Here is a 25,406-nt window from a genome sequence, read left to right as displayed (position 1 = left end):
CGACGGCTCAGCCGGTGAAGCCGGCCGTGATCGAGGTGAACTGCCAGTTGTTCTGGCTGATGCCGGAGCAGTTGCTCACCACGCCCCCGCCCGGGCACGGCCGGTCGCGGTTGACCGACCAGAACGCGAGCCGCGCGATGTGGTGGGCGTTGGACCAGTCCTTGATCTGGGTCCAGATCGCCGGGGTGGTGTTCTCCTGCTGGTCGGACAGGCCGTTCATGCCGGAGATGCCGATGTGCGCGTAGGCGGTCGCGTCGTCCCAGCCGAACGTCGACTTCAGCTTCGCCTTCAGGCCCTCGGCCGCGTTGACGGTGTTGCCGTACATGTCCGAGCCGCCGCCGAAGTCGAACGGCATGATGGTGAAGACGTCGATGTTCGCGCCGAGCGACTGGGCCTGCTCGATGAGCCGGTTGCCGTAGTAGGTCGGCCCGGTGGTGGTGGTCCCGAAGGTGACGATCGTCTTCAGGCCGGGGTTGTTGGCCTTGACGGTCTTCAGCGCGGTCAGGATCTTCGCCTGCACGGCCTCGTTCTCGAACTCGTCCGTGTTCTCGATGTCCATGTCGACGGCCTTGAGGCCGTAGGCGTCGATCACCTTCTGGATGGCCCCGGCGAGCGCGCTCGCGGAGGAGCAGTTGGCGCCGAGCTTGCTGCCCTGCCAGCCGCCGAACGACGGCACGATGTCACCGCCGGCGGAACGGATCTGGTTGATGGCGGTCTGGTCGACGCCGCCGGTCAGCGCCCGGCTGCCGTCCCAGGCCGGGGTGCAGCCACCGGAGTCCAGCACGAACGCCATCGTGAACCACTTGACGCCGGTCGCGCTCATCACCGTCGACGGGTTCGGCGGGTCGCCCCAGCCCTCGTACAGGTACGGCGCGGCCTGCTTGAAGCCGGTCCCGCCCCCGCCGCCCGCGTCGGTCGTCACGCTCACGGAGTTGGAGGCGCCGGAGGTGTTCCCGGCCGCGTCCCGCGCCTTGACGGTGAAGGTGTAGGCCGTGCTGGGCGAGAGCCCGCTGACCGTCGCGGACGTGCCGGAGACGGAGAGCACGTTGTTGGAGCCGCTGTAGACGTCGTAGGCCGTGACGCCGACGTTGTCGGTCGAGGCGTTCCACTTCAGCGACACGCTCGACGACGTCTTGCCCGTGGAGGTCAGCCCGGTGGGCGTGCTGGGCGCCTGGGTGTCCCCGCCGCCCCCGCCGGGCCCGTCGAGGCTGATGTCGTCGGCGTAGTACGTCCCCTGCGCGTACCAGCCGTGCACATAGATCTGCGCGCTGGTCTGCGAGGCACCGGTGGTGAAGGAGACGCTCAACTGGCTGTACGCCGACGGCGAGGTGGTCCAGGTCGACGCACCGCCGTTGACGCCCAGGTAGACGTAGGAGCCGCGCACCCAGCCACTGAGCGAGTAGGTGGTGTTGGGCTGCACCGCGACGGTCTGGGTGCACTGCGCGTTGTCGCTGTCGGTGACCGCGCCCTGCAGGGCCTTGGAGCCGCCGTGGACGGGGGAGGAGACGACCGAGCCGAGGTTCCCGGTGCAGGTCCAGGGGGAGAGGCTGCCGGACTCGAAGCCGGGGTTGGTCAGGATGTTGGCCGCCTGGGCCGTGCCCGGGAGGGCGATGGCCCCGGCGAGCGCGAGAGCGGCGGAGCCGACCAGGGCGAGGAGCCGGTGTCTGGAACGTCTGAGTGTGTCGCGCACGCGATCTCCCTGGGGAAATGGGGGTGTTCGGGAGTGCAGAGAGAAGAGCAGGGTGTGCGCAACCAAGTTGGTCTGGACCAGTCACGGTGTCAAGACGTTGCGCCGCGATTGGTCCAGACCGGTGTGGAGGTGAGATCTAGGGCCTGTCGTTTGGATCAGGTCGGCTGCAGGAGACGGTGCGTCGTGGCCGACCCGAGCGGATCCAAACGGCAGGCCCTAAGCGGGCGCGATGGCCCGGCCGGCCGCCCCGGAAGGCGTGACCTCGACCGGCTCCGACGTCTGCGCGGGCACCGCCGGAAGCAGCGTCCCGGTCTCCTCGGCCCGCTGCTGGGGAAGGGAGACCGCACGCAGCGGCCGGGGCCCCGACACCACCGTGTAGTCCTGCCCCAGGAAGGGCGGCGCCATCTCGCCCGGGTCCTCCCCGAGCGCCAACTGCACAGCCGCCCAGGGGGCGTTGACCCCGCACAGCGACAGCTGGTGCAGCCCGCCCGCGGGCCGCGTGTTGACGTCCATCAGCACCGGGCGGTCACCGAACATCCGGAACTGGATGTTGGACAGGTAGTGCAGCCCGAAGCCCTCAGCGATCCGCCGCGCCGGCTCCAGCCACTGCTCGTTGAGCGTGAACCCGCGCCGACGGCCGTTCTTCGTCCGGCCGATGGCCAGCCGCACCCGGTTGTCCGGCCCGGTCAGGCAGTCCACCGACACCTCCGGCTGCTCCAGCCGCGGCATCACCAGCCAGTCCACCGGCTCGTCGCTGTCCTTGAGCGCGGAGACGACCAGGTCGAAGGGCACGTACGGGCTCGGGAAGCCGGTCAGCTGCGCCATCGAGAAGGGCGCACGCGTGATCACCCGGAAGCCCACCCCGCCCGCGCCGGACGCCGGCTTGAAGCACGCCTTGTGCCCCGCCGCCTCCAACTCTTCGACGGCGGCGACGAGTTCGTCGACTCCGCGGACCCGCCACCACGGCGGCACCGGCACCCCGATCGCCTGCACGGCCTCGTAGGCGATCACCTTGTCCTCGAAGACGGCCACGGCCTCCGGCGGCGGCGCCAGCAGCGCCGTGCCGACCGCCTCGAAGTCCGCGCGGTGCGCGACGATCGCCGACTGCTCCAGCCGGGGCACGAACACGTCGATGCCGCGGCGCCGGCACTGGGCGAGCGCGTACTCGACGTAGGCGGCGGAGGACAGGCCCTCCGGCTCCAGTTCGGCGGTGTCGGCGGCGGCCAGCACGGGCGAGTCCGCGTCGCCGTGCGTCGCATGGATCTCGACCGCGCGATCACTCGGATTTCGCCGCAGCTGATCCATGAAGAACACGTTCTCCGCGTACGTGCGGTTGAGCCAGACGCGTACGCGAGAGACCATGCAAGCCGTCCTTTCACGGTTCGCGGGCAGGGCGGAGCAGCCCGTGCCCGGGCAGGGGAGATGGAGGGTCACCAAACCGCCCCTGTGAAGGGAGATGCATAGCGGTGGTGGTGGGGCGATCATACGGCTTTCCCGGGGCTGCGCGTGCAACGCGCGTGTTACGGATCGGCCGCTACCGCCCGACCGCACCGGCCCGCCCCCGCGCGGACCTGCGCACGGCCCCGGATGCCGCCTTGTCCGCACGCCGCGAATGTGGTCCCGTGGGTCGCGTCCGCACGTGTGACAGGCGTGGAGGGGGCGAGAGGTGACGTCGACGGCCGAGGGCGCCGGGCAGCTGCTGGCCATCAGCGACCTGCACGTCGGGTACCCGGAGAACCGGGCCCTGGTGGAGGCGATGCGCCCCGGGTCCGACGGCGACTGGCTGCTCGTCGCCGGCGACGTCTCGGAGACCGTCGCCGACATCCGCTGGGCGCTGAAGACCCTCGCGAGCCGGTTCGCCCGGGTGATCTGGGCGCCGGGCAACCACGAACTGTGGACGCATCCGAAGGACCCCGTCGCGCTGCGCGGCGTCGCCCGCTACGACCACCTCGTCGAGATGTGCCGTGACCTGGGCGTCACGACACCCGAGGACCCCTATCCTGTCTGGGAGGGCCCCGGCGGGCCCGTGGCCGTCGCACCGCTCTTCCTCCTGTACGACTATTCGTTCCTGCCGGCGGGCTGCGCCACCAAGGACGAGGGACTCGCCCACGCGCACGGCACCGGCATCGTCTGCAACGACGAATACCTCCTGCACCCCGACCCCTACCCGTCCCGGGAGGCCTGGTGCCGGGCCCGCGTCGCCGCGACCGAACGCCGGCTCGCCGCCCTCCCGGGCGACCTGCCCACCGTCCTGGTCAACCACTACCCCCTGCACCGGCACCCCTGCGACGTGCTGTGGTACCCGGAGTTCGCCATGTGGTGCGGCACCGCGCTGACCGCCGACTGGCACCTGCGCCACCGCGTGCGGACCATGGTCTACGGCCATCTGCACATCCCCCGGACGACCTGGCAGGACGGCGTCCGCTTCGAGGAGGTCTCCGTCGGCTACCCCCGGGAGTGGCGCGAGCGGTCGCTGCCACCGGCACGGCTGCGGCCGGTGCTGCCGCGCAACGGCGACACCGGATGAGGGATCCTGGGGACGAGCCGTGCGGCCGGGGCCGGACGAGGGAGGTCGGGGACGGGTGATCGAGGAGCTGCTGCCGGACGAGGTGGTGGTCGTGGAGGCGCACGGCGACGACGGCACCGAGCCCGGACACTTGTACCCGGAGGAGGCGGAGGTCGTCAGCCGGGCGGTGGCCAAGCGCCGCCACGAGTTCACCCTCGTGCGCACCTGCGCCCGCCGCGCCATGGAGAAGCTCGGCGTCCCCCCGCAGCCCCTGCTGCCCGGCGAACGCGGAGCGCCCCGCTGGCCCGCCGGCCTGGCCGGCAGCATGACCCACTGCGACGGCTACGGCGCCGCGGCCGTGGTCCGCCTCACCGACCTGGCCTCCATCGGCATCGACGCCGAACCCGACCAGCCCCTGCCGGACGGGGTCCTGGACGCCGTGTTCCTGCCCGGCGAGACGGCACGGCTGCGCCGCCTCGCCGAGGAGCGCCCCGAGGTGCACTGGGACCGGCTCCTGTTCAGCGCCAAGGAGTCCGTCTACAAGGCGTGGTTCCCCCTCACCGGGCGTTGGCTGGACTTCACCGAGGCCGACATCGAGGTGTTCGCCGGCGCCGGCCGGCCGCGGCACGGCGGCTTCCGCGCCGAACTCCTCGTCCCCGGACCGGTGGTGGGCGGTCGCAGGCTGGGGCACTTCGAGGGCCGCTGGACCGCGCAGCGAGGGCTCGTGGCGACGGCGGTCACGGTCCCGCACCCCGCCTGAGCCCCCGGTCGGCGCTCTCGCCCCACGGCTTCACGGCTCCGGACACCAGCTCTGCAGCAGCCGGAAGAACTCCTCCTCGTTCCCCGTCAGTCCCGCCGCCGCCAGCGCCTGCTCCGCCTCGGCGAGCACGGACGGCGGTACCACGGGTGGTCGGACCTCACCGGGCGGAGCGTCGAAGGCGGCTCGTACGGTGTGCAACAGCCGCAGGTAGGCCTGGACGGCGGTGCGCTCGCGGTCGGTCAGTACAGCAGTCGGCATCGTCGGCTCTCCCCGTGTCGGCGTCATCGGTCACGCATTCACTCGAGTGCGTGGGTCCAGCTTGCCGTCCGCCACTGACAACGGGCTTCGAGGACGCTTCGGTTCGCCCGCTTAGCGGAGGTGAAACGTCCCCGAAATCCCTTGTCGGAAAGCGGTTCTAGGCTGGAGCCAAGGGCTTTCGGCCGCCTTGGGGCGGCCCGGGAAGGGGAGGCGTGCGCATGGTCGACGTCCCGCTCCCGCGTCCGGTGCGCGCCGCACGGCTGCGTCCGGTGCGCGACGGCGAACTTCAGCTGCACCATCGCGTGGTGCACGGATACCGGCGTGCCTTCCGCAGGGCGGGACAGGGGCCGGCGCTGGTGCTCATCCACGGGATCGGCGACTCCTCGGCCACCTGGGCCGAGTTGATCCCCGATCTCGCCCGGACGCACACGGTCATCGCGCCCGACCTGCTCGGCCACGGGGACTCGGACAAGCCCCGGGCCGACTACTCGGTGGCCGCGTACGCGAACGGCGTGCGCGATCTGCTCACCGCTCTCGGCATCGAGTCGGCGACGCTGGTGGGGCACTCCCTGGGCGGCGGCGTGGCCATGCAGTTCGCCTATCAGTTCCCCGAGCGGACCGAGCGGTTGATCCTGGTCAGCGCGGGCGGAGTGGGCCGGGAGGTCAACCCCGTCCTGCGGTTCGTGTCGCTGCCCGGAGCCCATCTGGCGCTCTCCGCGCTGCGACTGCCGGGAATGCGGTGGCAAGTGGGGGCGGCGGTACGGCTGATGAGACTGCTGGACACCGATCTCGGGCAGGACGCCTCCGAACTGCTCACGCTGGTGGACGCGCTGCCGGACGAGACGTCCCGCAACGCGTTCATCCGTACACTGCGGGCGGTGGTCGACTGGCGCGGCCAGGTGGTGACCATGCTCGACCGCTGCTACCTGACGCAGGGCATGCCGACCATGCTGCTGTGGGGCGACCGGGACAGCGTGGTGCCGGTGCGGCACGCGTACCGGGCGCACGAGGCGATGCCGGGCAGTCGGCTGGAGATCTTCGAGGGTGCCGGGCACTTCCCGTTCCACAGTGATCCGGGGCGGTTCGTGGCGCTGGTCGAGGAGTTCACGGAGGGCACCGAGGCGGCGCACTGGAGCCGGGAGCGGTGGCGGGAGCTGCTGGTCGGCCAGGGCCCGGCGCGCGGAGCGGAGCGGGGACTGCGGGAGGCGAGCGAACGCAGCGCCACGTGACACCGGCACGCCGAGCGAGCCGCCGAGGGCTCCAGGGCCTGTCGTGTTGATCCGAACGTCAGGCCCTAGCCCTCGGGTCGCTTGACGCCTTCCAGGAGCATGTCCAGCCACTCGGCCACCTTGTCGCGGTGCTGGTCGGTGGGCAGTTGGGCGGCCCGCCAGGCGATGCCGCGCACGCCGTGGTCCTGCAGCAGCTTCTCCAGCGGGTCCGCGGCGGTGCCGGCCTCGTCGCGCTCGGCCAGCCGCTGCAGGAGGTCCTGCTCGGTGCTCTGCAGCGCGGTGGTCAGGGCCTCGGGGTCCTCGGCGGTGAGGAAGCCCGCGTGGACGCGGAAGAAGCGCTGGATGGCGTCGCAGTGCTCCATGGTCGGGCGGCGGTCGCCGTTGATCAGGGCCCCGGCCTGCTGGCGGGACATGCCCGCGCCGTCGGCGATCTCCTGCTGGGTGTACCTGCGGCCGTTGGGCTTCAGCCGGGTGCGGCGCAGCAGGTCCAGGCGCTGCAGGAAGCGGGCCTGGACGTCCGGTTCGCCGGCCGGGCGGCCGCCGAGGAGGGCCTTGACGACGGGTTCGGGAACACCGGAGGCGGCCGAGAGACGGCGGGTGTCGAAGATCTCCGTGTGCGGCACGCCGAGCCGGTCGGCGAGCGTGCCGACGCGAGCGACGACTGCCGAGAGCGCGGCGGTCGCCGGCGTGGTGCCCGGAGCCTCGATGCCGTCCGTCACCGACAGATCTCCTACGTTTCCCAACAGGATTCTCACAAGCGGTTGCCGTGAACTCGACGGACATTACCGGGAGTTTCGAACTCACATCCAGGTCTCGCCACAACTGTGGCCAGTTTCAGCCGTCAACGAGCATGAAATGCCACGATAGTTGACACGACTCGCGTCCGGGCCGCAGGATCAAGGCGCCGCGTGAAGGCCGCATAGGCAAGAGGGGTGACCTCCCGATGGCACATCAGGCAGGAGGGCGGCGGCCGGCACCGCGGCCCGTCCCCGAGAGTCTTGGGGCCCAGGCGTACCTGCAGGACTACGCCACCCTCCTGGACGCCGTTCCCTTTCCGTCGGTCGTGCTCGACCACCGGTGGGACGTCGTTCTCTCCAACAACGCTTTCGCGTCACTTTTCGGCGGGGTGGGTCCGCACCCCTCCGCCATGCCGGGCGAGAACTTCCTGCGCTTCGTCCTGTTCCACCCCGACGCGGGGACCGTGCTCGGCGAGCACGAGTCGAGCTGGTGCCTGCCCATGCTGGCCCATTTCGCGGCCGCCGTGGAGCGGTACGGCCAGGATCACGGTCTGCAGGCCATCCGCCGGGACATCGCCCAGGATCCCATCATGGACGCCGCCTACCGGCAGGGCCTGCCCCGCTGGATGAGCGTGGTGGGGGAGCGGGCCGTGGAGCACGACGGCGCGGTGCGGCCCCTGCTCCACCCCGATCCGCGATGGGGCGCCACGGACTGCCGGGTCGTCGACGAGACGCCGCGGACCCTGCGCGAGATGGGGTACACACGGTGGACGCTGGTGCTGCGGGAAACCCGGCGCGACCGTCCGCGGTCGCCCAGGACGCGGTCGGCGGGCGCGCACCTGCGGGTGGTGCCGGCCGCCGAGCGCTGACCTGGCCCCGTCGGCGTTCAGGTCGCCGACGGTGTCATGTCAGTGGTGGGTGCGTCACCAGGACGAGCGGCACGCCCCCGCAGGGGACGAGGAGGGCGCCGCCGGCCGTCGCGGGCCGCCGCCGCTCCAGCACGGCGGCGAAGTCCGGGCCCTTGGTGAGGGAGCCGGCCAGATGCGCCGGGTCCGCTGAGGCCGCCACCCGGCCGCGCGCGTTGACCAGGTGCGCCGGGCGGGGCAGCCGCCGTAGCAGAGGCAGGACGGCCGCCTCGAAGTGCCGTAGGTAGACGTCGGCGGCGGCGACCCCGGCGAACCGGCCCTCCAGCTCGACCGGCGCGGACAGCGTGAGGCTGTACTCGTCGGAGCAGAGGTAGTCGACGTACGGTCCCGCCACCGCGCGCTCGCCGGTGTCGCGGGGCAGGGCGAACCAGTCCCAGTGCGTGTAGTCGGCGTAGGCCGAGTGGTCGGGGTCGAGGTCGAGCAGGAGCGGGCGGACGTCCCCCTGCGCGTCGGACTGCCACCACTCCAGCCAGGCCGGTACGTCGCCGAGCAGACCCGGCGCGGCGACGAAGCCCACCCCCGACACCAGCTCCATGCGGGCGAGCCGCGTGTGCAGGCCGGGGCGCAGGGCCGCGAGGTCCACGGTGGCGGGGCGGCGGCCCTCGGCGGCCACCCGGGCCAGCAGGGCGGCCGTCTCGGAGCGGGTGGCGGAGACGGCTTCGAACACGTGCTCAAGGGCGGTGCCGACCCCGGCCGCGACCGACTCCTCCGCTGCCGTGCCGAGCGCCGTGGTCGCGAGCCTCATGCGCGCCCTCCAGCGGACGGTGACCGGACGCGGCGCGGCTAGAGGGACATCCGTACGGCGATGAGCCGCGTCGTGGACTCCAGGACGCACCGCTCGGCCAGCTGCCTGGCCGAATCGTGGGCCCCATCCTGCACGGCGGAGATTACGGCGCGGTGACGGTCCGCCACCTCTTCACGATATTCGTCGTCCCCGAGCACAAGGCACAGCAGGGCCCCGACCTCGGTCTGCAGGGCCACCTGCTCCCGGGTCAGGCGTGCCGACTGGGCGGCCGCGGCCAGCTCGACGTGGAAGCGGCCGTATACGCGGCTGCGGGCCGGTGCGTCCTGGGCGTGCGCCAACTCGTCGGCCGTGCGGCGCAGTTGCAGGAGGTCGTCCGGTTCCGTGCGCTCGGCGGCGAGTCGTGCCGCCGTGCCCGACAGGGCCGCCCAGTGGTCGCCGAGGTCGCGCAGTTCCTCGGTGCTCCAGCCGCGCAGGCGGGCCCTGAGGCGCTCCTCGCCGGGGACCTCGGGGAGGGACACGAAGGAGCCGCCGCCGCGGCCGCGGCGGGTGGTGACCAGGCCCTGCTGGCGCAGGGCCATGAGGGCCTCGCGCAGCGTCACGGTGGACACCCCGAGCCGGCCGGCCAGCTCGGTCTCGCCGGGCAGCTGCTCGCCGTCGGCGAGCAGGCCGAGCTCGATGGCGTCGCCGATGCGGCGCACGACCGCGTCCACCCGCGCCCGGCTGTCGACCGGGGCGAAGACGGCTCCGCGGGCGCCGCCGTCCGTCTGCTGCTGCTTCACGGCCACCACCTTCCGTGTTGACTCAAGCTTTACCCTAAGGGGGCCTTGAGCTTTGAACTATGACTTCATATCTTTCCGTGAAACGAGGACAGCGCCAGAAAGGTTCCCCTGCATGGAGGGAAGTGCGATCCGGCTGCGGGATCTGCGGAAGTCGTTCGGGGAGACCGACGCCGTGGCCGGGGTCGACCTGGACATCGGGGACGGCGAGTTCTTCTCGATGCTCGGGCCGTCCGGGTCCGGCAAGACCACGGTCCTGAGGATGATCGCCGGGTTCGAGACACCTACGTCCGGACGCATCGAGCTCGCGGGCCAGGAGGTCACGGGCCTCGCCCCCTTCGAGCGGGACGTGCACACGGTCTTCCAGGACTACGCCCTCTTCCCGCACATGACCGTCGAGCAGAACGTCGCCTACCCCCTCAAGGTCCGCAAGGTCCCCAAGGCCGAGCGGCTGGTACGGGCGCGCAAGGCCCTCACCGAGGTCCGGCTGGAGGGCTTCGGCAAGCGCCGGCCCGCACAGCTCTCCGGCGGCCAGCGCCAGCGCGTCGCCCTCGCCCGCGCCCTGGTGGGGCGGCCGCGGGTGCTGCTCCTGGACGAACCGCTGGGCGCCCTCGACCTGAAGCTGCGCGAGCAGATGCAGGTCGAGCTCAAGGCCCTGCAGCGCGAGGTCGGCATCACCTTCGTCTTCGTCACCCACGACCAGGAGGAGGCCCTGACGATGAGCGACCGCATCGCCGTCTTCAACCAGGGCCGCATCGAACAGGTCGGCGCCCCCGCCGAGATCTACGAACGCCCCGCGACCGCGTTCGTCGCCTCCTTCGTCGGCACCTCCAACCTGCTGGAGGGCGAGTCCGCCCAGCGGGTCGTCGGCACCCCCGGCATCTACAGCATCCGCCCGGAGAAGATCCGTGTGCTGAAGGAGTCCGCCGAACCCGACGAGCCGGAGCACACCACCGCCGTCGGCACCGTCGCCGAGGTCGTCTACCTCGGCGACGCCACCCGCTTCCTCGTCGACCTCGACGCCGGCGGCCGCCTCACCGCCCTCCAGCAGAACCTGGAGACCTCCGCCGAGGACGTGGCCGCCTACCGCGGCACCCGGGTGCGCCTCCAGTGGAACCGCCGCCACACCGTCCCGGTCCCGGACCACCGCTGATCCCGCTCCACCTCGACGCTCCACCTCGATTGGGAGAACGACGTGCGCCTCACCCGAACCCTCCAGGTCGCGGCCAGTGCCGCCGCACTCCTGCTGGCCGCCACCGCCTGCGACTCCGGCGGCGGCTCGGCGGCCGGCGGCCTCAACCCCCCTGATCTCAAGGCGCCGTCGAAACTCGGCAGGTCCGAGGGCAGCGTCAACCTGATCGCCTGGGCCGGCTACGTCGAGGACGGCTCCAACGACCCCAAGGTCGACTGGGTCACCGACTTCGAGAAGCAGACCGGCTGCCGGGTGAACTCCAAGGTCGCCGCCAGCTCCGACGAGATGGTCAAGCTGATGAAGACCGGCGAGTACGACGCCGTCTCCGCCTCCGGCGACGCCTCCCTGCGCCTGATCGCCTCCGGCGACGCCGCCCCCGTCAACACCAAGCTCGTCCCCAACTACAAGGACATCTTCAGCGGCCTGAAGAACGGCGCCTGGAACTCCGTCAAGGGGCAGATGTACGGCATCCCGCACGGCCGCGGCGCCAACCTGCTGATGTACAACACCCAGAAGGTCACCCCCGCGCCCACCTCCTGGTCCGCCGTCTTCGGCGACGCCCCGAAGCACAAGGGCCACGTCACCGCCTACGACTCCCCGATCTACATCGCCGACGCCGCCCTGTATCTCAAGGCCACGAAGCCCGAGTTGAAGATCAAGGACCCCTACGCGCTGGACCAGAAGCAGTTCGACGCGGCCGTGAGCCTGCTGAAGAAGCAGAACGCGGACATCGGCGAGTACTGGAGCGACTACCTCAAGGAGATCTCCGCCTTCAAGAGCGGTGACTCCGTCGTCGGCACGACCTGGCAGGTCATCGCCAACCTCGCCGCGGACGAGGGCGCCAAGGTCAAGGCGTTCGTGCCCAAGGAGGGTTCGACCGGCTGGTCCGACACCTGGATGGTCGCCGCCAAGGCCAAGCACCCCAACTGCGCCTACAAATGGCTGGACTGGATCGTCTCCCCGAAGGTCAACGCCCAGGTCGCCGAGTACTTCGGCGAGGCGCCCGCCAACTCCAAGGCCTGCGACCTCACCAGCGACAAGAACTTCTGCGCCTCCTACCACGCGGCCGACGAGGGCTACTGGAAGAACATCGCCTTCTGGAACACCCCGATCGAGCAGTGCCTCGACGGCCGCACCGACGTCAAGTGCGTGCCCTACGCCAAGTGGGTGCAGGCCTGGACCGAGATCAAGGGCTGAGGCGTGTCCCTGCTGACCCGGACCGCGGGGGCGCTGCACCGCCGCCCCCGCCTCCGTCTGGCCCTGCTGCTGACCGCCCCGCTGTTGTGGCTGGCCGTGCTCTACCTCGGCTCGCTCACGGTGCTGTTCGTCTCCGCGTTCTGGACGACGGACTCCTTCACCTCCGAGGTCGTGAAGGTCTGGTCGGCCGACAACTTCCACGAGCTGTTCACGACGCCCGTCTACCGGCAGGTGATCCTGCGGAGCGTGGGGGTGGCCGCCGCGGTGACCGTGCTGTGCGCCGTCCTCGCCTTCCCGGTCGCCTTCTACACCGCCCGGGTCGCCCGGCCCAGGTGGCGCCCGCTGCTCGTCGTCGCCATCCTCACCCCGCTGTGGGCCAGTTACCTGGTCAAGGTGTACGCGTGGCGGCTGATCCTGTCCGAGGGCGGACTCGCCGACTGGATGCTCAGGCCGTTCGGGCTCAGCGGCCCCGGCTTCGGTCTGCCGGCCGCCGTACTGACCCTGACCTACCTCTGGCTGCCGTACATGATCCTGCCGATCCACACGGCCCTGGAGCAGTTGCCCGCCAACCTGCTCGACGCTTCCGCCGACCTGGGGGCCAGGACCTGGCGCACCTTCCGCTCGGTCGTGCTGCCGATGGTGCTGCCGTCCGTCGCCGCCGGGTCGATCTTCACGTTCTCGCTCAGCCTCGGCGACTACATCACCGTGCAGATCGTCGGCGGCAAGACCCAGCTGATCGGCAACCTCGTGTACTCCAACATCGAGCTCAACCTGCCCATGGCCGCCGCGCTCGGCACGGTCCCGGTCGTCGTCATCGTCCTGTACCTGCTCGCCATGCGGCGTACGGGCGCGCTCAGCAGCCTGTAGAGCCTGGAGAAGGAGCCCGCCGTGCAACTCTCGCGTTCCGCGCGCATCGCCCTGCGCGTCGCCGCCGGGGCCGGCTTCGCCGTGATCTACGTGCCCCTGCTGCTCGTCGTCGTCAACTCCCTGAACCCCGACCGCAGCGCGAGCTGGCCGCCGCCCGGTCTGACCCTGCACTGGTGGTCCGTCGCCTGGCGCAACTCCGGTGCGCGCGAGGCGCTGTGGACCTCGGTCAAGGCCGGGCTGGGGGCGACCGCGATCGCCCTCGTCCTCGGCACGCTGATCGCGTTCGCCGTCGCCCGGCACCGGTTCTTCGGCCGCGGCACGATCTCCTTCGTGGTCGTCCTGCCGATCGCCCTGCCCGGCATCGTCACCGGCATCGCCCTCAACTCGGCCTTCGGCACGGTCCTGAAGCCACTGGGGGTGGGCCTGGGCCTGTTCACCGTGATCGTCGGCCACGCCACGTTCTGCATCGTCGTCGTCTTCAACAACGTCGTCGCCCGGCTGCGGCGCACCTCCGGCTCCTACGAGGAGGCCGCGATGGACCTGGGCGCCGACACCTTCCGCGCCTTCGTCGACGTCACCTTCCCGCTGGTGCGTTCGGCCCTCCTCGCGGGCGGACTGCTCGCCTTCGCGCTCTCCTTCGACGAGATCGTGGTGACCACGTTCACCGCCGGGCCCGGCATCGAGACCCTCCCCATCTGGATCTTCGACAACATGACCAGGCCCCAGCAGGCGCCCGTGGTGAACGTGGTGGCGGCCGTCCTGGTACTGCTCTCCGTCCTGCCGATCTACGTCGCCCAGCGGCTGTCGGCCGACACGGCGACCGGGAGCCGGGTCTGAGGGGCGGGGCGCGCGAGGCGGCGGCGTCGGGGGAGGCGAAGGCGTTCCCAGCGCGTGCGATATGTGACATAGTACTGGCGTGAGCAAGCCACTGACCTGCGATGTCGTGGTCATCGGCGCCGGAATGGTGGGCGCCGCCTGCGCCCTGTACGCGGCCCGCGCGGGCCTGGACGTCCTCGTCGTCGACCGCGGAGGCGTGGCCGGCGGCACGACCGGCGCCGGCGAGGGCAACATCCTCGTCTCCGACAAGGAGCCGGGCCCCGAGCTCGAACTCGCCCTGCTGTCCTGGCGGTTGTGGACCGAACTCGCCGCCGAGCTGGGAGCCTCCGCCGAGTACGAGGCCAAGGGCGGTGTCGTCGTCGCCTCCTCCCCGGGCGGCCTGACCGCCCTGGAGCGCTTCGCCGACGCCCAGCGCGCCGCCGGGGTCGGCGCCGAACCGGTCGCGGGCGACACCCTCTACGCCCTCGAACCGCACCTCGCCCCCGGACTGCCGGGCGGCGTCCACTACCCCCAGGACGGCCAGGTCATGCCCGCCCTGGCAGCCGCCCACCTGCTGCGCGCCTCGGGCGCCCGCCTGCTCACCGGCCACCGGGTGACGGACGTGCTGCGCGGCCCGGACGGCGCGGTCCGCGGGGTGCGCACCGACCGGGGCGACCTGCACGCCCCGGCCGTCGTCAACGCGGCCGGCACCTGGGGCGGCGAGATCGCCGCCCTCGCCGGCGTCCACCTGCCCGTTCTGCCGCGCCGCGGCTTCGTCCTGGTCACCGAGCCCCTGCCGCGCCGCATCCGCCACAAGGTGTACGCCGCCGACTACGTGGCCGACGTGGCCAGCGACTCGGCCGCCCTGCAGACCTCGCCGGTCGTCGAGGGCACCGCCGCCGGACCCGTCCTGATCGGCGCGAGCCGCGAACGGGTCGGCTTCGACCGGACCTTCTCGCTGCCCGCCGTGCGCGCGCTGGCCGCGGGAGCCACCCGGCTGTTCCCCTTCCTGGCCGACGTGCGCGCCACCCGCGCCTACCTCGGCTTCCGCCCGTACATGCCCGACCACCTCCCCGCCGTCGGCCCCGACCCCAGGGTTCCCGGCCTGCACCACGCCTGCGGCCACGAGGGCGCCGGCATCGGGCTGTCCACCGGCACCGGGCACCTCGTCGCCCAGGCGCTGACCGGCAAGCGACCCGACCTGGACCTGGCGCCGTTCCGCCCCGACCGCTTCCCCGAGGAGGCCGCGTGAGCTCCCCGCTGGACCTGGCCGACGCCCGTCCCGGCCCCGCCTTCACGGTCACCCTCGACGGCCGGGAGATCGAGGCGCTGCCCGGCCAGACCGTCGCCGCCGCGCTCTGGGCGGCCGGCGTCACCTCGTGGCGCACCACCCGGGGCGAGGGCCGCCCCCGCGGGGTCTTCTGCGGCATCGGCGTCTGCTTCGACTGCCTGGTGACCGTCAACGACCGCCCCAACCGGCGCGCCTGCCTGCTGCCGCTGGCCCCGGGCGACGTGATCCGTACGCAGGAGGGGACCGGCCACGATGACTGACCGACCGCACCTCGCGGTGATCGGCGCGGGCCCGGCGGGCCTGGCCGCGACGCTCGCCGCGGCCGCGCGCGGGCTCCGCGTCACGCTCGTCGACTCCGCCGCGGAGGCGGGCGGCCAGTTCTACCGGCAGCCGGCGGCGGAGCTGCGCGCCCGCCGGCCGCAGGCCCTGCACCACCAGTGGCGGGTGTGGGAGCGACTGCGGGACGACCTGCGCGGGCACCTGAGGGCAGGCACCGTACGGCACTTGACGGACCATCATGTCTGGTTCGTCGAGCGGCGGTCCGCGGACTTCGTCGTGCACGCGCTGCTCGGCCCCGAGCAGGAGGACCCGGCGACCGTCCGCGCGGACGCCGTGCTCCTGGCCACCGGAGGGTACGAACAGGTGCTGCCCTTCCCCGGCTGGACCCTCCCGGGTGTCGTCACCGCGGGCGGCGCCCAGGCCATGCTGAAGGGAAGCCTCGTCGTCCCGGGCCGGGCCGCCGTGGTCGCCGGGACCGGCCCGCTGCTGCTGCCGGTGGCCACGGCACTGGCGGCCGCGGGCGTGGACGTGGCCGCCCTCGTCGAGTCCGCCGCTCCCCGGGCCTTCGTACGGCACCTGCGCCCGCTGGTCTCCCAGCCGGGCAAGCTCGCCGAAGGGGCCCTCTACGCGGCCCGGTCGGCCCGGCACCGGGTCCGCCCGCTGTTCCGGCACGCGGTGGTCGAGGCGCACGGCACCGAGCGCCTGGAGGCCGTCACCGTCGCCGCGCTCGACGCCGAGGGACGCGTCCGGCCCGGCACCGGGCGCCGTATCGCCTGCGACACCCTCGCCGTGAGCCACGGCATGCTGGCCCACACCGACCTCGCGGAGAGCCTCGGCTGCCGCCTCGACGGACAGGTCGTCCACGTCGACGACGAGCAGCGCACCGACGTACCCGGCGTCTGGGCCGCGGGGGAGGCCACCGGCATCGGCGGCTCCGCCCTCGCGCTCGTCGAGGGCCGCATCGCGGGACGCTCCGCCGCGGCGCGCCTGACGGGGACCGAACCCGACCGCGCGGAGTGGGCGACCGCCCTCAAGTCCCGTACCCGGCTGCGGGAGTTCGCCGCCGCCCTCGACGGCGTCTACCGGCCGCCCGCGCACTGGAGCGAGCAGGTGACCGACGAGACCGTGGTCTGCCGGTGCGAGGAGGTGACCGCCGGCGCCGTCCGGGCCGCCGTCGAGGACCTGGGCGCGGGCGACCCGCGCACCGTGAAGCTGCTCACCCGGGCCGGCATGGGCTGGTGCCAGGGCCGGATCTGCGCACCCGCGGTCGCCGGGCTCGCCGGATGCCGGCCCACCCCGTCCAGACGGCCGTTCGCGCGACCCGTGCCGCTGGGCGTCCTGGCCCGGGAATCCGACCACCCCACCGAGGAAGGGCCCTCATGACCGACCACCGCCCCTGGCGCGGCATCCTCGTCGCCACGGCGCTCCCGCTCACCGACGACCTGTCCGTCGACTACGACAAGTACGCCGAGCACTGCGCGTGGCTCGTCGACAACGGCTGCGACGGTGTCGTCCCCAACGGCTCCCTCGGCGAGTACCAGGTGCTCACCCCCGAGGAGCGCGCCCGGGTCGTTCAGACCGCCGTCGCCGCGATCGGCGGCGCGCGCGTGATGCCCGGTGTCGCCGCCTACGGCTCGGCGGAGTCCCGGCGCTGGGCCGAGCAGGCCCGCGACGCGGGCTGCGCCAGCGTGATGCTGCTGCCGCCCAACGCCTACCGCGCCGACGAACGGTCCGTGCTCGCGCACTACGCCGAGGTCGCGAAGGCGGGCCTGCCGGTCGTCGCGTACAACAACCCCATCGACACCAAGGTCGACCTGGTACCGGAACTCCTCGCCAAGTTGCACGGCGAGGGGCACATCCACGCCGTCAAGGAGTTCTCCGGAGACGTCCGCCGCGCCTACCGCCTCGCCGAACTCGCCCCGGAACTGGACCTGTTGATCGGCGCCGACGACGTGCTGCTGGAGCTCGCCATCGCGGGCGCGAAGGGCTGGGTGGCCGGCTACCCGAACGCGCTGCCCGCCGCGAGCAGCGCGCTCTACCACGCGGCCGTCGACGGCGACCTGGCCACCGCGAAGAAGCTGTACGAGCAACTGCACCCGCTGCTGCGCTGGGACTCCCAGGTCGAGTTCGTCCAGGCCATCAAGCTGTCCATGGACATCGTCGGCCGTCACGGCGGCCCGGTCCGGCCGCCGCGCGTCCCGCTGCTGCCCGAACAGGAGGCCGCGGTCCGCACGGCCACCGAGCGGGCCGTCGCGGCGGGCCTGGCCTAGGAGGGAGGAGGGCGCATGCGCAGCAGACTCGTCCTGCACGCGGTCGACTCGCACACCGAGGGCATGCCCACCCGGGTCATCACGGGCGGGATCGGCACCATCCCCGGCGCCACGATGAACGAGCGGCGGCTGTACTTCCGCGAACACCGCGACGACATCAAGCAGTTGCTGATGAACGAGCCGCGCGGCCACTCCGCGATGAGCGGCGCCGTCCTCCAGCCGCCCACCCGCCCCGACTGCGACTGGGGCGTCGTCTACATCGAGGTCTCCGGCTACCTCCCGATGTGCGGGCACGGCACCATCGGGGTGGCGACCGTGCTGGTGGAGACCGGGATGGTCGAGGTCACCGAGCCCGTGACCACCATCCGGCTCGACACCCCGGCCGGCCTGGTCGTCGCCGAGGTCGCGGTGGAGGACGGAGCGGCGAGGAACGTCACGCTGAAGAACGTGCCGTCGTTCTCCGTCGCCCTCGACCGCAAGGCCACCCTCGCCGACGGCCGGACCGTCACGTACGACATGGCGTACGGCGGCAACTTCTACGCCATCCTGCCGCTGGAGGAGTTCGGCCTGCCCTTCGACCGGGCCCGCAAGGACGACATCCTCGCCGCGGGCCTGTCCCTGATGGACGCGATCAACGCCGAGGACGAACCCGTCCACCCCGAGGACGCGTCCATCCGCGGCTGCCACCACGTCCACCTGCTCGCGCCGGGCTCCACCGCCCGGCACTCCCGGCACGCCATGGCGATCCACCCCGGCTGGTTCGATCGCTCGCCCTGCGGCACCGGCACCAGCGCCCGCATGGCCCAGCTGCACGCACGCGGCGAACTCCCCCTGCACACCGAGTTCGTCAACGAGTCCTTCATCGGCACCCGGTTCACCGGCCGCCTCCTCGGCACCACCGAGGTCGCCGGCCGCCCCGCCGTGCTGCCCAGCTTCACCGGCCGCGCCTGGATCACCGGCACCGCCCAGTACCTGCTCGACCCGACCGACCCGTTCCCCGCGGGATTCGTCCTGTAGGGGCCGGCCGCCGCCTCCCGGCCGCGCGGGTCCCGGGCAGGCGGCGGCGGGGACAATGACGTACCGGATGACCTCGCACCGCCCAGGGAGAAGACGCCCATGCCCGCCCGCCGCCCCGCCGCCCCGGCCCTTCCCGCCCCCGCCCTGCCCGCGCTCGGCGGCCGGAAGCCCAACTTCCGGGAGCGGGTCGTGGACGTGCTGCGGGCCGCGCTGATCACCGGCGAGCTGCGCCCGGGCCAGGTGTACTCGGCGCCGGCCCTCGCCCCCCGCCTCGGCGTCTCCGCCACCCCGGTCCGCGAGGCGATGCTGGAGCTGGCGAAGGAGGGCCTGGTCGACATCGTCCCGAACAAGGGCTTCCGGGTCACCGCCCTGTCCGAGAAGCAGCTCGACGAGTACGCCCACGTCCGGTCCCTGATCGAGATCCCGACGACCGTCGGCCTCGCGGCGACCGCCGACCCCGCCGACCTGGAGGCGCTGCGGCCGGACGCCCTGGAGATCGTCACCTCGGCCGCGAAGGGCGACCTCATCGCCTACGTCGAGGCCGACCTGCGGTTCCACCTCGGGCTGCTGGCGCTGGCGGGCAACGACCACCTCGTCCAGGTCGTGGGGGACCTGCGGCGCCGGGCGCGGCTGTACGGGCTGACGGCGCTGTCGGAGGCGGGCCGGCTGGAGGCCTCCGCCCAGGAGCACCTCGAACTCCTCGACGCCCTGCTGGCCCGGGACGAGGAGGCCGTGCGCACGGTCATGGACCGTCACCTCGGCCATGTCCGCGGCCTGTGGGCCGCCCGCGAGGAAGGCTGACCTTCGACACGCAGCATTACGCAAGCCGTTTGCGTTTCTTGCGCTATTCTTGCGTTCATGACGCGACGACTTGCCGAGGTGGCGAAGAAGGTAGGGGTCAGCGAGGCCACGGTCAGCCGGGTGCTCAACGGCAAGCCGGGGGTCTCCGAGGCCACCCGGCAGTCGGTGCTCAGCGCCCTGGATGTCCTCGGCTACGAGCGGCCCACGCAGCTGCGCGGCGAGCGCGCCCGGCTGGTCGGTCTGGTCCTGCCCGAGCTGCAGAACCCCATCTTCCCGGCGTTCGCCGAGGTGATCGGCGGGGCGCTGGCCCAGCTCGGTCTGACCCCCGTGCTGTGCACCCAGACCAAGGGCGGCGTCTCCGAGGCCGACTACGTGGACCTGCTGCTGCAACAGCAGGTCTCCGGCGTGGTCTTCGCCGGCGGTCTGTACGCCCAGGCCGACGCCCCGCACGAGCACTACCGCCGGCTCGCCGAGCGCAACATCCCGGTCGTGCTGGTCAACGCCTCCATCGACGACCTCGGCTTCCCGGGCGTCTCCTGCGACGACGCGGTGGCCGTGGAGCAGGCCTGGCGGCACCTGGCCTCCCTCGGGCACGAGCGGATCGGCCTGGTCCTCGGGCCCGACGACCACATGCCGTCGGCGCGCAAACTGGCCGCGGCGCGGACCATGGGCGAGCTTCCCGACGAGTACGTAGCACGCGCGATGTTCTCCCTCGAGGGCGGGCACGCGGCAGCCTCCCGGCTGATCGACCGGGGCGTCACGGGCATCATCTGCGCCAGTGACCCGCTGGCACTCGGCGCGATCCGGGCCGCCCGCCGCAAGGGTCTCGGCGTGCCCGACCAGGTGTCGGTCGTGGGCTACGACGACTCGGCCTTCATGAACTGCACCGAGCCCCCGCTGACCACCGTCCGCCAGCCCATCGAGGCCATGGGCCGGGCCGCCGTGGAACTGCTGAACGCGCAGATCGGCGGCGGTTCGGTGGCCCCCGAGGAGCTGCTGTTCGAGCCCGAGCTGGTGGTCCGCGGATCCACCGCGCAAGCCCCTCGTCCCTGAGATCCACCCGGCTGTCAAATAATTACAGATGATGCGCGACATCTTGCGGACGGATGTCGGCGGTGCTTGAGTGTGCGGCGCCGGACACGGTGGTGTGCGCTCGCAGGCCGCCGTGGGCTTTCCACGCTCCTGCCACGAGGGGTCCACCGATGACAAGCACCGGGTTCCGCCGTACGTTCGCCGCGCTCAGCGTCTGCTCGCTCGCGCTCGCCGCCTCCGCCTGCGGGTCGGGCGACGACGGCTCGTCCGGCGGCAAGACGCGCATCACCGTCAACTGCGAACCGCCCAAGAGCGCCAAGGTCGACCGCGGGTTCTTCGAGCAGGACGTCGCCGCCTTCGAGAAGAAGCACCCGGACATCGACGTCGTCGCCCACGACGCCTTCCCCTGCCAGGACCCCAAGACCTTCGACGCCAAGCTCGCCGGCGGCCAGATGGAGGACGTCTTCTACACGTACTTCACCGACGCCGGACACGTCGTCGACATCCATCAGGCGGCCGATCTCACCCCGTACGTCAAGGAGTTGAAGAGCTACGCCACCATCCAGAAGCAGTTGCGCGACATCTACACCGTCGACGGCAAGATCTACGGCATCCCGCGCACCGGTTACTCGATGGGCCTGATCTACAACCGCAAGCTCTTCCAGAAGGCCGGCCTCGACCCGGACAGGCCGCCCACCACCTGGGAGGAGGTCCGCGCCGACGCCAAGAAGATCGCCGCCCTCGGCGGCGGCACCGTCGGATACGCCGACTACAGCGCCCAGAACCAGGGCGGTTGGCACTTCACCGCCGAGCTGTACTCCCAGGGCGGGGACGTGGTGAGCGCCGACGGCAGGAAGGCCACCATCGACACCCCCGAGGGCCGCGCCGTCCTGCAGAACCTGCACGACATGCGGTGGACCGACGACTCGATGGGCAGCAAGCAGCTCCTCGTCATCAACGACGTGCAGCAGATGATGGGTTCGGGCAAGCTCGGCATGTACCTCTCCGCCCCCGACAACATCCCGATCCTGGTCAAGGAGAAGGGCGGCGACTACAAGGACCTCGCGCTCGCCCCCATGCCCGGCGGCAAGGGCACGCTCATCGGCGGCGACGGCTACATGTTCAACAAGCACGACACGCCCGCCCAGATCCGCGCCGGCCTGAAGTGGCTCGACCACATGTTCCTCACCCCCGGCAAGGGCTTCCTCGGCGACTACGCCCGCGCCAAGAAGGCGAACGCGCCCGTCGGCCTGCCCGAGCCGCGCCTGTTCACCGGCGCCGCCGACGCCACCGACCAGCAGGTCAAGAAGGCCAACGCCAACGTCCCGGTGGAGAACTACCAGGCGTTCCTCGACGGCAACCAGAGCCTGCAGATGAAGATCGAGCCGCCGGACGCCCAGCAGATCTACTCCGTCCTCGACGGCGCCGTCTCCGCCGTCCTCACCAAGAAGGACGCCGACATCGACCAGCTCCTCAAGGACGCCTCCGGCAAGATCGACGGCATCCTGGCGCGGAGCTGACCGCCATGACCAAGACGGCCGAACGGCGACCGGTGACCCGGGCCGTCGCCGCCACCGAACCGGCGCCGCCCCCGGTAGGGGGCCGGGGGCGGCGCCGCCTCGCCGAGCAGGCCCGGGCCTACGCCTTCCTCCTCGGCGGCCTCGTCTGCTTCGCCCTGTTCTCCTGGTACCCGGCGATCCGCGCCGTCGTGATCGCCTTCCAGAAGTACACGCCGGGCTCCTCGCCCGAGTGGGTCGGCACCGCCAACTTCACCCGCGTCTGGCACGACCCCGAGTTCACCGCCGCCTGGCGCAACACGCTCACCTTCACCCTGCTCGCCCTGCTGATCGGGTTCGCGATCCCGTTCGTGATGGCCCTCGTCCTCAACGAACTCCGGCACGCCAAGGCGTTCTTCAGAGTCGTGGTCTACCTGCCGGTGATGATCCCGCCGGTGGTCAGCGCCCTGCTGTGGAAGTGGTTCTACGACCCGGGGGCCGGCCTCGCCAACGAGGCGCTGCGCTTCCTGCACCTGCCCACCTCGAACTGGTCCAACGGCGCCGACACCGCGCTCGTCTCCCTCGTCCTCGTGGCGACCTGGGCCAACATGGGCGGCACCGTCCTGATCTACCTCGCCGCCCTGCAGTCCATCCCCGGCGAGCTGTACGAGGCCGCCGAACTCGACGGCGCGAGCCTGCTGCAGCGCGTCCGGCACGTCACCGTCCCCCAGACGCGCTTCGTCATCCTGATGCTGATGCTCCTTCAGATCATCGCGACGATGCAGGTGTTCACCGAGCCGTTCGTGATCACGGGCGGCGGCCCGGAGAACGCCACCGTCACCGTCCTGTACCTGATCTACAAGTACGCCTTCCTCTACAACGACTTCGGCGGCGCCTGCGCGCTGAGCGTCATGCTGCTGGTGCTGCTCGGCGCCTTCTCCGCGGTCTACCTGCGACTGACCCGCTCCGGAGAGGAGGACGCGTGAGCACCCGGACCCTTGTCTCCCCGGCGGTCCTCGCCCGCCCCCGCGGCAGGGCGCTGTACTGGAGCGTCTTCACGGCCGTCGTCCTGCTCTTCGCCCTCGCCTTCCTCTTCCCGGTCTACTGGATGGTGACCGGCGCGATGAAGTCGCCGGACGAGATCGCCCGGACCCCGCCGACCCTCGTCCCCGAGCGCTGGCACCTCGGCGGCTACACGGACGCCTGGGACCTGATGCAGCTGCCGCAGCACCTGTGGAACACCCTCGTCCAGGCGGCCGGCGCCTGGGCCTGCCAGCTGGTGTTCTGCACCGCCGCGGCCTATGCCCTGTCCAAGCTCCGGCCCGCCTTCGGCAAGCTGATCCTCGGCGGCATCCTGGCCACACTGATGGTCCCGGCCCAGGCCCTCGTCGTACCGAAGTACCTCACCGTCGCCGACCTGGGCCTGCTCAACGATCCCGTCGCGATCTGGCTGCCGGCCGTCGCCAACGCCTTCAACCTCTATCTGCTCAAGCGGTTCTTCGACCAGCTCCCGCGCGACGTGCTGGAGGCCGCGGAGATCGACGGCGCCGGGAAGCTGCGCACGCTGTGGTCGATCGTGCTGCCCATGTCGCGGCCCGTCCTCGGCGTGGTGTCGATCTTCGCGCTGGTGGCCGTGTGGCAGGACTTCCTCTGGCCGCTGATGGTCTTCTCCGACACCGACAAGCAGCCCATCAGCGTGGCCCTGGTCCAGCTGTCGCAGAACATCCAACTGACCGTGCTCATCGCCGCGATGGTCATCGCCAGCATCCCGATGGTCGCCCTGTTCCTCGTCTTCCAGCGGCACATCATCGCCGGGATCAGCGCGGGCAGCACCAAGGGCTGACGCCCTCCCTCCGACAGAAAGGCACGCACCGTGGGACAGCCCACCCCTGCCCGGAAGGACTGGTGGCGCTCCGCCGTCATCTACCAGGTCTACGTCCGCAGCTTCGCCGACGGCGACGGCGACGGCACCGGAGACCTCGCCGGCGTCCGCTCCAAGCTGCCGTACCTCGCCGAACTCGGCGTCGACGCGCTGTGGTTCAACCCCTGGTACCTCTCGCCGATGAAGGACGGCGGCTACGACGTCGCCGACTACCGCGTCGTCGACCCGGCGTTCGGCACCCTCGCGGAGGCCGAGAAGCTGATCGCCGAGGCACGGGAGCTCGGCATCCGCACCATCGTCGACATCGTGCCCAACCACGTCTCCGACCAGCACCCCTGGTTCCGGGCCGCGCTCGCCGCGGGCCCCGGCAGCGCCGAGCGCGAGCTGTTCCACTTCCGGCCCGGCCGCGGCCCGGGCGGCCATCTCCCGCCCAACGACTGGCCGTCCCAGTTCGTCGGCTCCACCGACCCCGTGTGGACCCGGCTGCCCGACGGGGACTGGTACCTGCACCTGTTCACCCCCGAGCAGCCGGACCTCAACTGGGCCCACCCGGCCGTCCGCCAGGAGCACGAGGACATCCTGCGGTTCTGGTTCGAACGGGGAGTGGCGGGCGTCCGCATCGACTCGGCGGCACTGCTCGCCAAGGACCCCGACCTGCCGGACTTCGTCGCGGGCCGCGACCCCAACCCGTTCGTCGACCGCGACGAACTCCACGACATCTACCGCTCCTGGCGGGCCGTCGCCGACGACTACGACGGCGTGTTCGTCGGCGAGGTGTGGCTGCCCGACGCCGAGCGCTTCGCCCGCTACCTGCGCCCCGACGAACTGCACACCGCCTTCAACTTCTCGTTCCTGTCCTGCCCCTGGGAGGCGGACCGCCTGCGCGCGTCCGTCGACACCACGCTCGCCGAGCACGCCCCGGTCGGCGCCCCCGCCACCTGGGTGCTGTGCAACCACGACGTCACCCGGACCGCCACCCGCTACGGCCGCGCGGAGACCGGCTTCGACTTCGCGGCCAAGGCGTTCGGCACCCCCACCGACCTCGCGCTCGGCACCCGGCGCGCCCGCGCGGCCGCCCTGCTCTCGCTCGCCCTGCCCGGTGCCGTCTACGTCTACCAGGGCGAGGAACTCGGGCTGCCCGAGGCCGACATCCCGCGCGAGCGCATCCAGGACCCGATGTACTTCCGCTCCCAGGGCGCCGACCCCGGCCGCGACGGCTGCCGGGTGCCGCTGCCCTGGACGGCCGACGCACCCCACGCGGGCTTCGGCGCGCGGCAGGAGCCGTGGCTTCCGCAGCCCGCCGGCTGGTCCGCGTACGCCGCCGACCTCCAGGCCGCCGACCCCGGCTCGATGCTCGCCCTGTACCGGGCCGCGATCCGGCTCCGCCCGGCCTTCGGCGACGGCCCGCTCACCTGGCTGCCCGCGCCCGACGGCGTCCTCGCCTTCGCCCGTGCCGACACCCTGTGCGTGGTGAACCTCGCCGACCCGCCCGCACCTCTGCCCGACCACTCTCGACTCCTGCTCGGCAGCGGCCCCCTGGACGAGGAGGGACGGCTGCCGAAGGACACCGCGGTCTGGCTGCGCGCCTGAGACCGCGTCCCGCCATCCCCTCACCCCCACCTCCCGAAGGGATCAGCAC

The 25,406-nt window shown here is 72.0% G+C and carries 25 protein-coding genes; 19 read left to right on the top strand and 6 right to left on the bottom strand.

Going from position 1 to position 25,406, the window contains the following annotated elements; all coding sequences use genetic code 11:
* Window positions 1-7: 7 nt before the first annotated feature.
* On the bottom strand, window positions 8-1,690 hold the full coding sequence (locus M8J74_RS21630; RefSeq protein WP_249838022.1) for a carbohydrate binding domain-containing protein: 1,683 nt from the start codon (window positions 1,688-1,690) through the stop codon (window positions 8-10).
* A 216-nt stretch (window positions 1,691-1,906) separates the two neighbouring features.
* On the bottom strand, window positions 1,907-3,052 hold the full coding sequence (locus M8J74_RS21625) for an ATP-grasp domain-containing protein (protein ID WP_249838021.1): 1,146 nt from the start codon (window positions 3,050-3,052) through the stop codon (window positions 1,907-1,909).
* A gap of 304 nt (window positions 3,053-3,356) precedes the next feature.
* On the opposite strand from M8J74_RS21625, the gene M8J74_RS21620 reads away from it, so the two are divergent.
* Complete coding sequence (locus tag M8J74_RS21620) at window positions 3,357-4,217, top strand: metallophosphoesterase family protein (RefSeq protein ID WP_249838020.1); 861 nt, start codon at window positions 3,357-3,359, stop codon at window positions 4,215-4,217.
* A gap of 55 nt (window positions 4,218-4,272) precedes the next feature.
* Window positions 4,273-4,956: a 4'-phosphopantetheinyl transferase family protein gene (locus M8J74_RS21615; RefSeq protein ID WP_249838019.1), complete on the top strand. Its 684-nt coding sequence runs from the start codon at window positions 4,273-4,275 to the stop codon at window positions 4,954-4,956.
* A 30-nt stretch (window positions 4,957-4,986) separates the two neighbouring features.
* Here the strand turns inward: M8J74_RS21615 and M8J74_RS21610 are convergent, their stop codons facing one another.
* On the bottom strand, window positions 4,987-5,214 hold the full coding sequence (locus tag M8J74_RS21610) for a hypothetical protein (protein WP_249838018.1): 228 nt from the start codon (window positions 5,212-5,214) through the stop codon (window positions 4,987-4,989).
* 218 nt (window positions 5,215-5,432) lie between these two features.
* Between M8J74_RS21610 and M8J74_RS21605 the strand changes: the two genes are divergently transcribed.
* Window positions 5,433-6,443, top strand: coding sequence for an alpha/beta fold hydrolase (locus M8J74_RS21605; RefSeq protein WP_249838017.1), 1,011 nt, complete (start codon window positions 5,433-5,435; stop codon window positions 6,441-6,443).
* Window positions 6,444-6,508: 65 nt separating this feature from the next.
* Here the strand turns inward: M8J74_RS21605 and M8J74_RS21600 are convergent, their stop codons facing one another.
* Window positions 6,509-7,162, bottom strand: coding sequence for a helix-turn-helix domain-containing protein (locus M8J74_RS21600; RefSeq protein WP_058921991.1), 654 nt, complete (start codon window positions 7,160-7,162; stop codon window positions 6,509-6,511).
* Between the two features lie 224 nt (window positions 7,163-7,386).
* Here M8J74_RS21600 and M8J74_RS21595 point away from each other — a divergent pair, with 224 nt between their 5' ends.
* Window positions 7,387-8,049, top strand: a complete 663-nt coding sequence (locus tag M8J74_RS21595; RefSeq protein ID WP_249838016.1) for an MmyB family transcriptional regulator — start codon at window positions 7,387-7,389, stop codon at window positions 8,047-8,049.
* Window positions 8,050-8,083: 34 nt separating this feature from the next.
* On the opposite strand, the gene M8J74_RS21590 is transcribed toward M8J74_RS21595, so the two are convergent.
* Both M8J74_RS21590 and M8J74_RS21585 read right to left on the bottom strand, forming a co-directional pair.
* Window positions 8,084-8,851 (bottom strand): cache domain-containing protein, encoded by a 768-nt coding sequence (locus M8J74_RS21590; protein ID WP_249838015.1) that lies wholly within the window; start codon window positions 8,849-8,851, stop codon window positions 8,084-8,086.
* Between the two features lie 38 nt (window positions 8,852-8,889).
* The gene (locus M8J74_RS21585; protein ID WP_249838014.1) at window positions 8,890-9,630 is read right to left on the bottom strand and encodes a FadR/GntR family transcriptional regulator; all 741 of its coding nucleotides are present in this window, start codon (window positions 9,628-9,630) and stop codon (window positions 8,890-8,892) included.
* 112 nt (window positions 9,631-9,742) lie between these two features.
* Here M8J74_RS21585 and M8J74_RS21580 point away from each other — a divergent pair, with 112 nt between their 5' ends.
* The 15 genes from M8J74_RS21580 to M8J74_RS21510 all read left to right on the top strand — a co-directional run bounded on the left by M8J74_RS21580 (window position 9,743) and on the right by M8J74_RS21510 (window position 25,357).
* The gene (locus M8J74_RS21580; RefSeq protein WP_249838013.1) at window positions 9,743-10,780 is read left to right on the top strand and encodes an ABC transporter ATP-binding protein; all 1,038 of its coding nucleotides are present in this window, start codon (window positions 9,743-9,745) and stop codon (window positions 10,778-10,780) included.
* Window positions 10,781-10,822: 42 nt separating this feature from the next.
* Entirely contained in the window at window positions 10,823-12,016 is a 1,194-nt protein-coding gene (locus tag M8J74_RS21575) for an ABC transporter substrate-binding protein (protein ID WP_249838012.1), read from the top strand.
* Between the two features lie 3 nt (window positions 12,017-12,019).
* On the top strand, window positions 12,020-12,883 hold the full coding sequence (locus tag M8J74_RS21570) for an ABC transporter permease (RefSeq protein ID WP_249838011.1): 864 nt from the start codon (window positions 12,020-12,022) through the stop codon (window positions 12,881-12,883).
* A gap of 21 nt (window positions 12,884-12,904) precedes the next feature.
* Complete coding sequence (locus M8J74_RS21565) at window positions 12,905-13,720, top strand: ABC transporter permease (protein ID WP_249838010.1); 816 nt, start codon at window positions 12,905-12,907, stop codon at window positions 13,718-13,720.
* Between the two features lie 79 nt (window positions 13,721-13,799).
* Window positions 13,800-14,951 carry an NAD(P)/FAD-dependent oxidoreductase gene (locus M8J74_RS21560; protein ID WP_249838009.1) on the top strand — a complete coding sequence of 384 codons (1,152 nt, stop codon included), beginning with the start codon at window positions 13,800-13,802 and terminating at the stop codon, window positions 14,949-14,951.
* The gene (locus M8J74_RS21555; protein ID WP_249838008.1) at window positions 14,948-15,250 is read left to right on the top strand and encodes a (2Fe-2S)-binding protein; all 303 of its coding nucleotides are present in this window, start codon (window positions 14,948-14,950) and stop codon (window positions 15,248-15,250) included. The genes M8J74_RS21560 and M8J74_RS21555 overlap by 4 nt, the downstream gene beginning before the upstream one ends.
* Window positions 15,243-16,652 (top strand): NAD(P)/FAD-dependent oxidoreductase, encoded by a 1,410-nt coding sequence (locus M8J74_RS21550; protein ID WP_249838007.1) that lies wholly within the window; start codon window positions 15,243-15,245, stop codon window positions 16,650-16,652. Before M8J74_RS21555 ends, M8J74_RS21550 begins: the two co-directional genes overlap by 8 nt.
* The gene (locus M8J74_RS21545; protein ID WP_249838006.1) at window positions 16,649-17,539 is read left to right on the top strand and encodes a dihydrodipicolinate synthase family protein; all 891 of its coding nucleotides are present in this window, start codon (window positions 16,649-16,651) and stop codon (window positions 17,537-17,539) included. The genes M8J74_RS21550 and M8J74_RS21545 overlap by 4 nt, the downstream gene beginning before the upstream one ends.
* Window positions 17,540-17,554: 15 nt before the next feature.
* Window positions 17,555-18,556, top strand: coding sequence for a proline racemase family protein (locus M8J74_RS21540; protein WP_249838005.1), 1,002 nt, complete (start codon window positions 17,555-17,557; stop codon window positions 18,554-18,556).
* A gap of 99 nt (window positions 18,557-18,655) precedes the next feature.
* A complete protein-coding gene (locus M8J74_RS21535; protein WP_249838004.1) occupies window positions 18,656-19,357 on the top strand; it encodes a GntR family transcriptional regulator in 702 nt (233 codons plus the stop codon).
* 57 nt (window positions 19,358-19,414) lie between these two features.
* A complete protein-coding gene (locus M8J74_RS21530) occupies window positions 19,415-20,410 on the top strand; it encodes a LacI family DNA-binding transcriptional regulator (RefSeq protein ID WP_249838003.1) in 996 nt (331 codons plus the stop codon).
* A 149-nt stretch (window positions 20,411-20,559) separates the two neighbouring features.
* Complete coding sequence (locus M8J74_RS21525) at window positions 20,560-21,909, top strand: ABC transporter substrate-binding protein (protein ID WP_249838002.1); 1,350 nt, start codon at window positions 20,560-20,562, stop codon at window positions 21,907-21,909.
* 5 nt (window positions 21,910-21,914) lie between these two features.
* A complete protein-coding gene (locus M8J74_RS21520; protein ID WP_249838001.1) occupies window positions 21,915-22,871 on the top strand; it encodes a carbohydrate ABC transporter permease in 957 nt (318 codons plus the stop codon).
* Entirely contained in the window at window positions 22,868-23,728 is an 861-nt protein-coding gene (locus tag M8J74_RS21515; RefSeq protein WP_249838000.1) for a carbohydrate ABC transporter permease, read from the top strand. The genes M8J74_RS21520 and M8J74_RS21515 overlap by 4 nt, the downstream gene beginning before the upstream one ends.
* Window positions 23,729-23,758: 30 nt before the next feature.
* Window positions 23,759-25,357 (top strand): glycoside hydrolase family 13 protein, encoded by a 1,599-nt coding sequence (locus M8J74_RS21510; RefSeq protein ID WP_249837999.1) that lies wholly within the window; start codon window positions 23,759-23,761, stop codon window positions 25,355-25,357.
* Window positions 25,358-25,406: the final 49 nt, after the last annotated feature.

Source organism: Streptomyces panaciradicis (assembly GCF_023516615.1).
Classification (GTDB): Bacteria; Actinomycetota; Actinomycetes; order Streptomycetales; family Streptomycetaceae; genus Streptomyces; species Streptomyces panaciradicis.
Note: the sequence above shows the minus strand (reverse complement) of the source record. Positions and strands in the feature narration are given on the sequence as shown.

Coding starts and splice junctions, on each gene's coding strand:
- M8J74_RS21625 (WP_249838021.1), bottom strand. CDS start 3,052: ATGGTCTCTCGCGTACGCGTCTGGCTCAACCGCACGTACGCGGAGAAC.
- M8J74_RS21610 (WP_249838018.1), bottom strand. CDS start 5,214: ATGCCGACTGCTGTACTGACCGACCGCGAGCGCACCGCCGTCCAGGCC.
- M8J74_RS21605 (WP_249838017.1), top strand. CDS start 5,433: ATGGTCGACGTCCCGCTCCCGCGTCCGGTGCGCGCCGCACGGCTGCGT.
- M8J74_RS21595 (WP_249838016.1), top strand. CDS start 7,387: ATGGCACATCAGGCAGGAGGGCGGCGGCCGGCACCGCGGCCCGTCCCC.
- M8J74_RS21590 (WP_249838015.1), bottom strand. CDS start 8,851: ATGAGGCTCGCGACCACGGCGCTCGGCACGGCAGCGGAGGAGTCGGTC.
- M8J74_RS21580 (WP_249838013.1), top strand. CDS start 9,743: ATGGAGGGAAGTGCGATCCGGCTGCGGGATCTGCGGAAGTCGTTCGGG.
- M8J74_RS21550 (WP_249838007.1), top strand. CDS start 15,243: ATGACTGACCGACCGCACCTCGCGGTGATCGGCGCGGGCCCGGCGGGC.
- M8J74_RS21545 (WP_249838006.1), top strand. CDS start 16,649: ATGACCGACCACCGCCCCTGGCGCGGCATCCTCGTCGCCACGGCGCTC.
- M8J74_RS21540 (WP_249838005.1), top strand. CDS start 17,555: ATGCGCAGCAGACTCGTCCTGCACGCGGTCGACTCGCACACCGAGGGC.
- M8J74_RS21535 (WP_249838004.1), top strand. CDS start 18,656: ATGCCCGCCCGCCGCCCCGCCGCCCCGGCCCTTCCCGCCCCCGCCCTG.
- M8J74_RS21530 (WP_249838003.1), top strand. CDS start 19,415: ATGACGCGACGACTTGCCGAGGTGGCGAAGAAGGTAGGGGTCAGCGAG.
- M8J74_RS21525 (WP_249838002.1), top strand. CDS start 20,560: ATGACAAGCACCGGGTTCCGCCGTACGTTCGCCGCGCTCAGCGTCTGC.
- M8J74_RS21520 (WP_249838001.1), top strand. CDS start 21,915: ATGACCAAGACGGCCGAACGGCGACCGGTGACCCGGGCCGTCGCCGCC.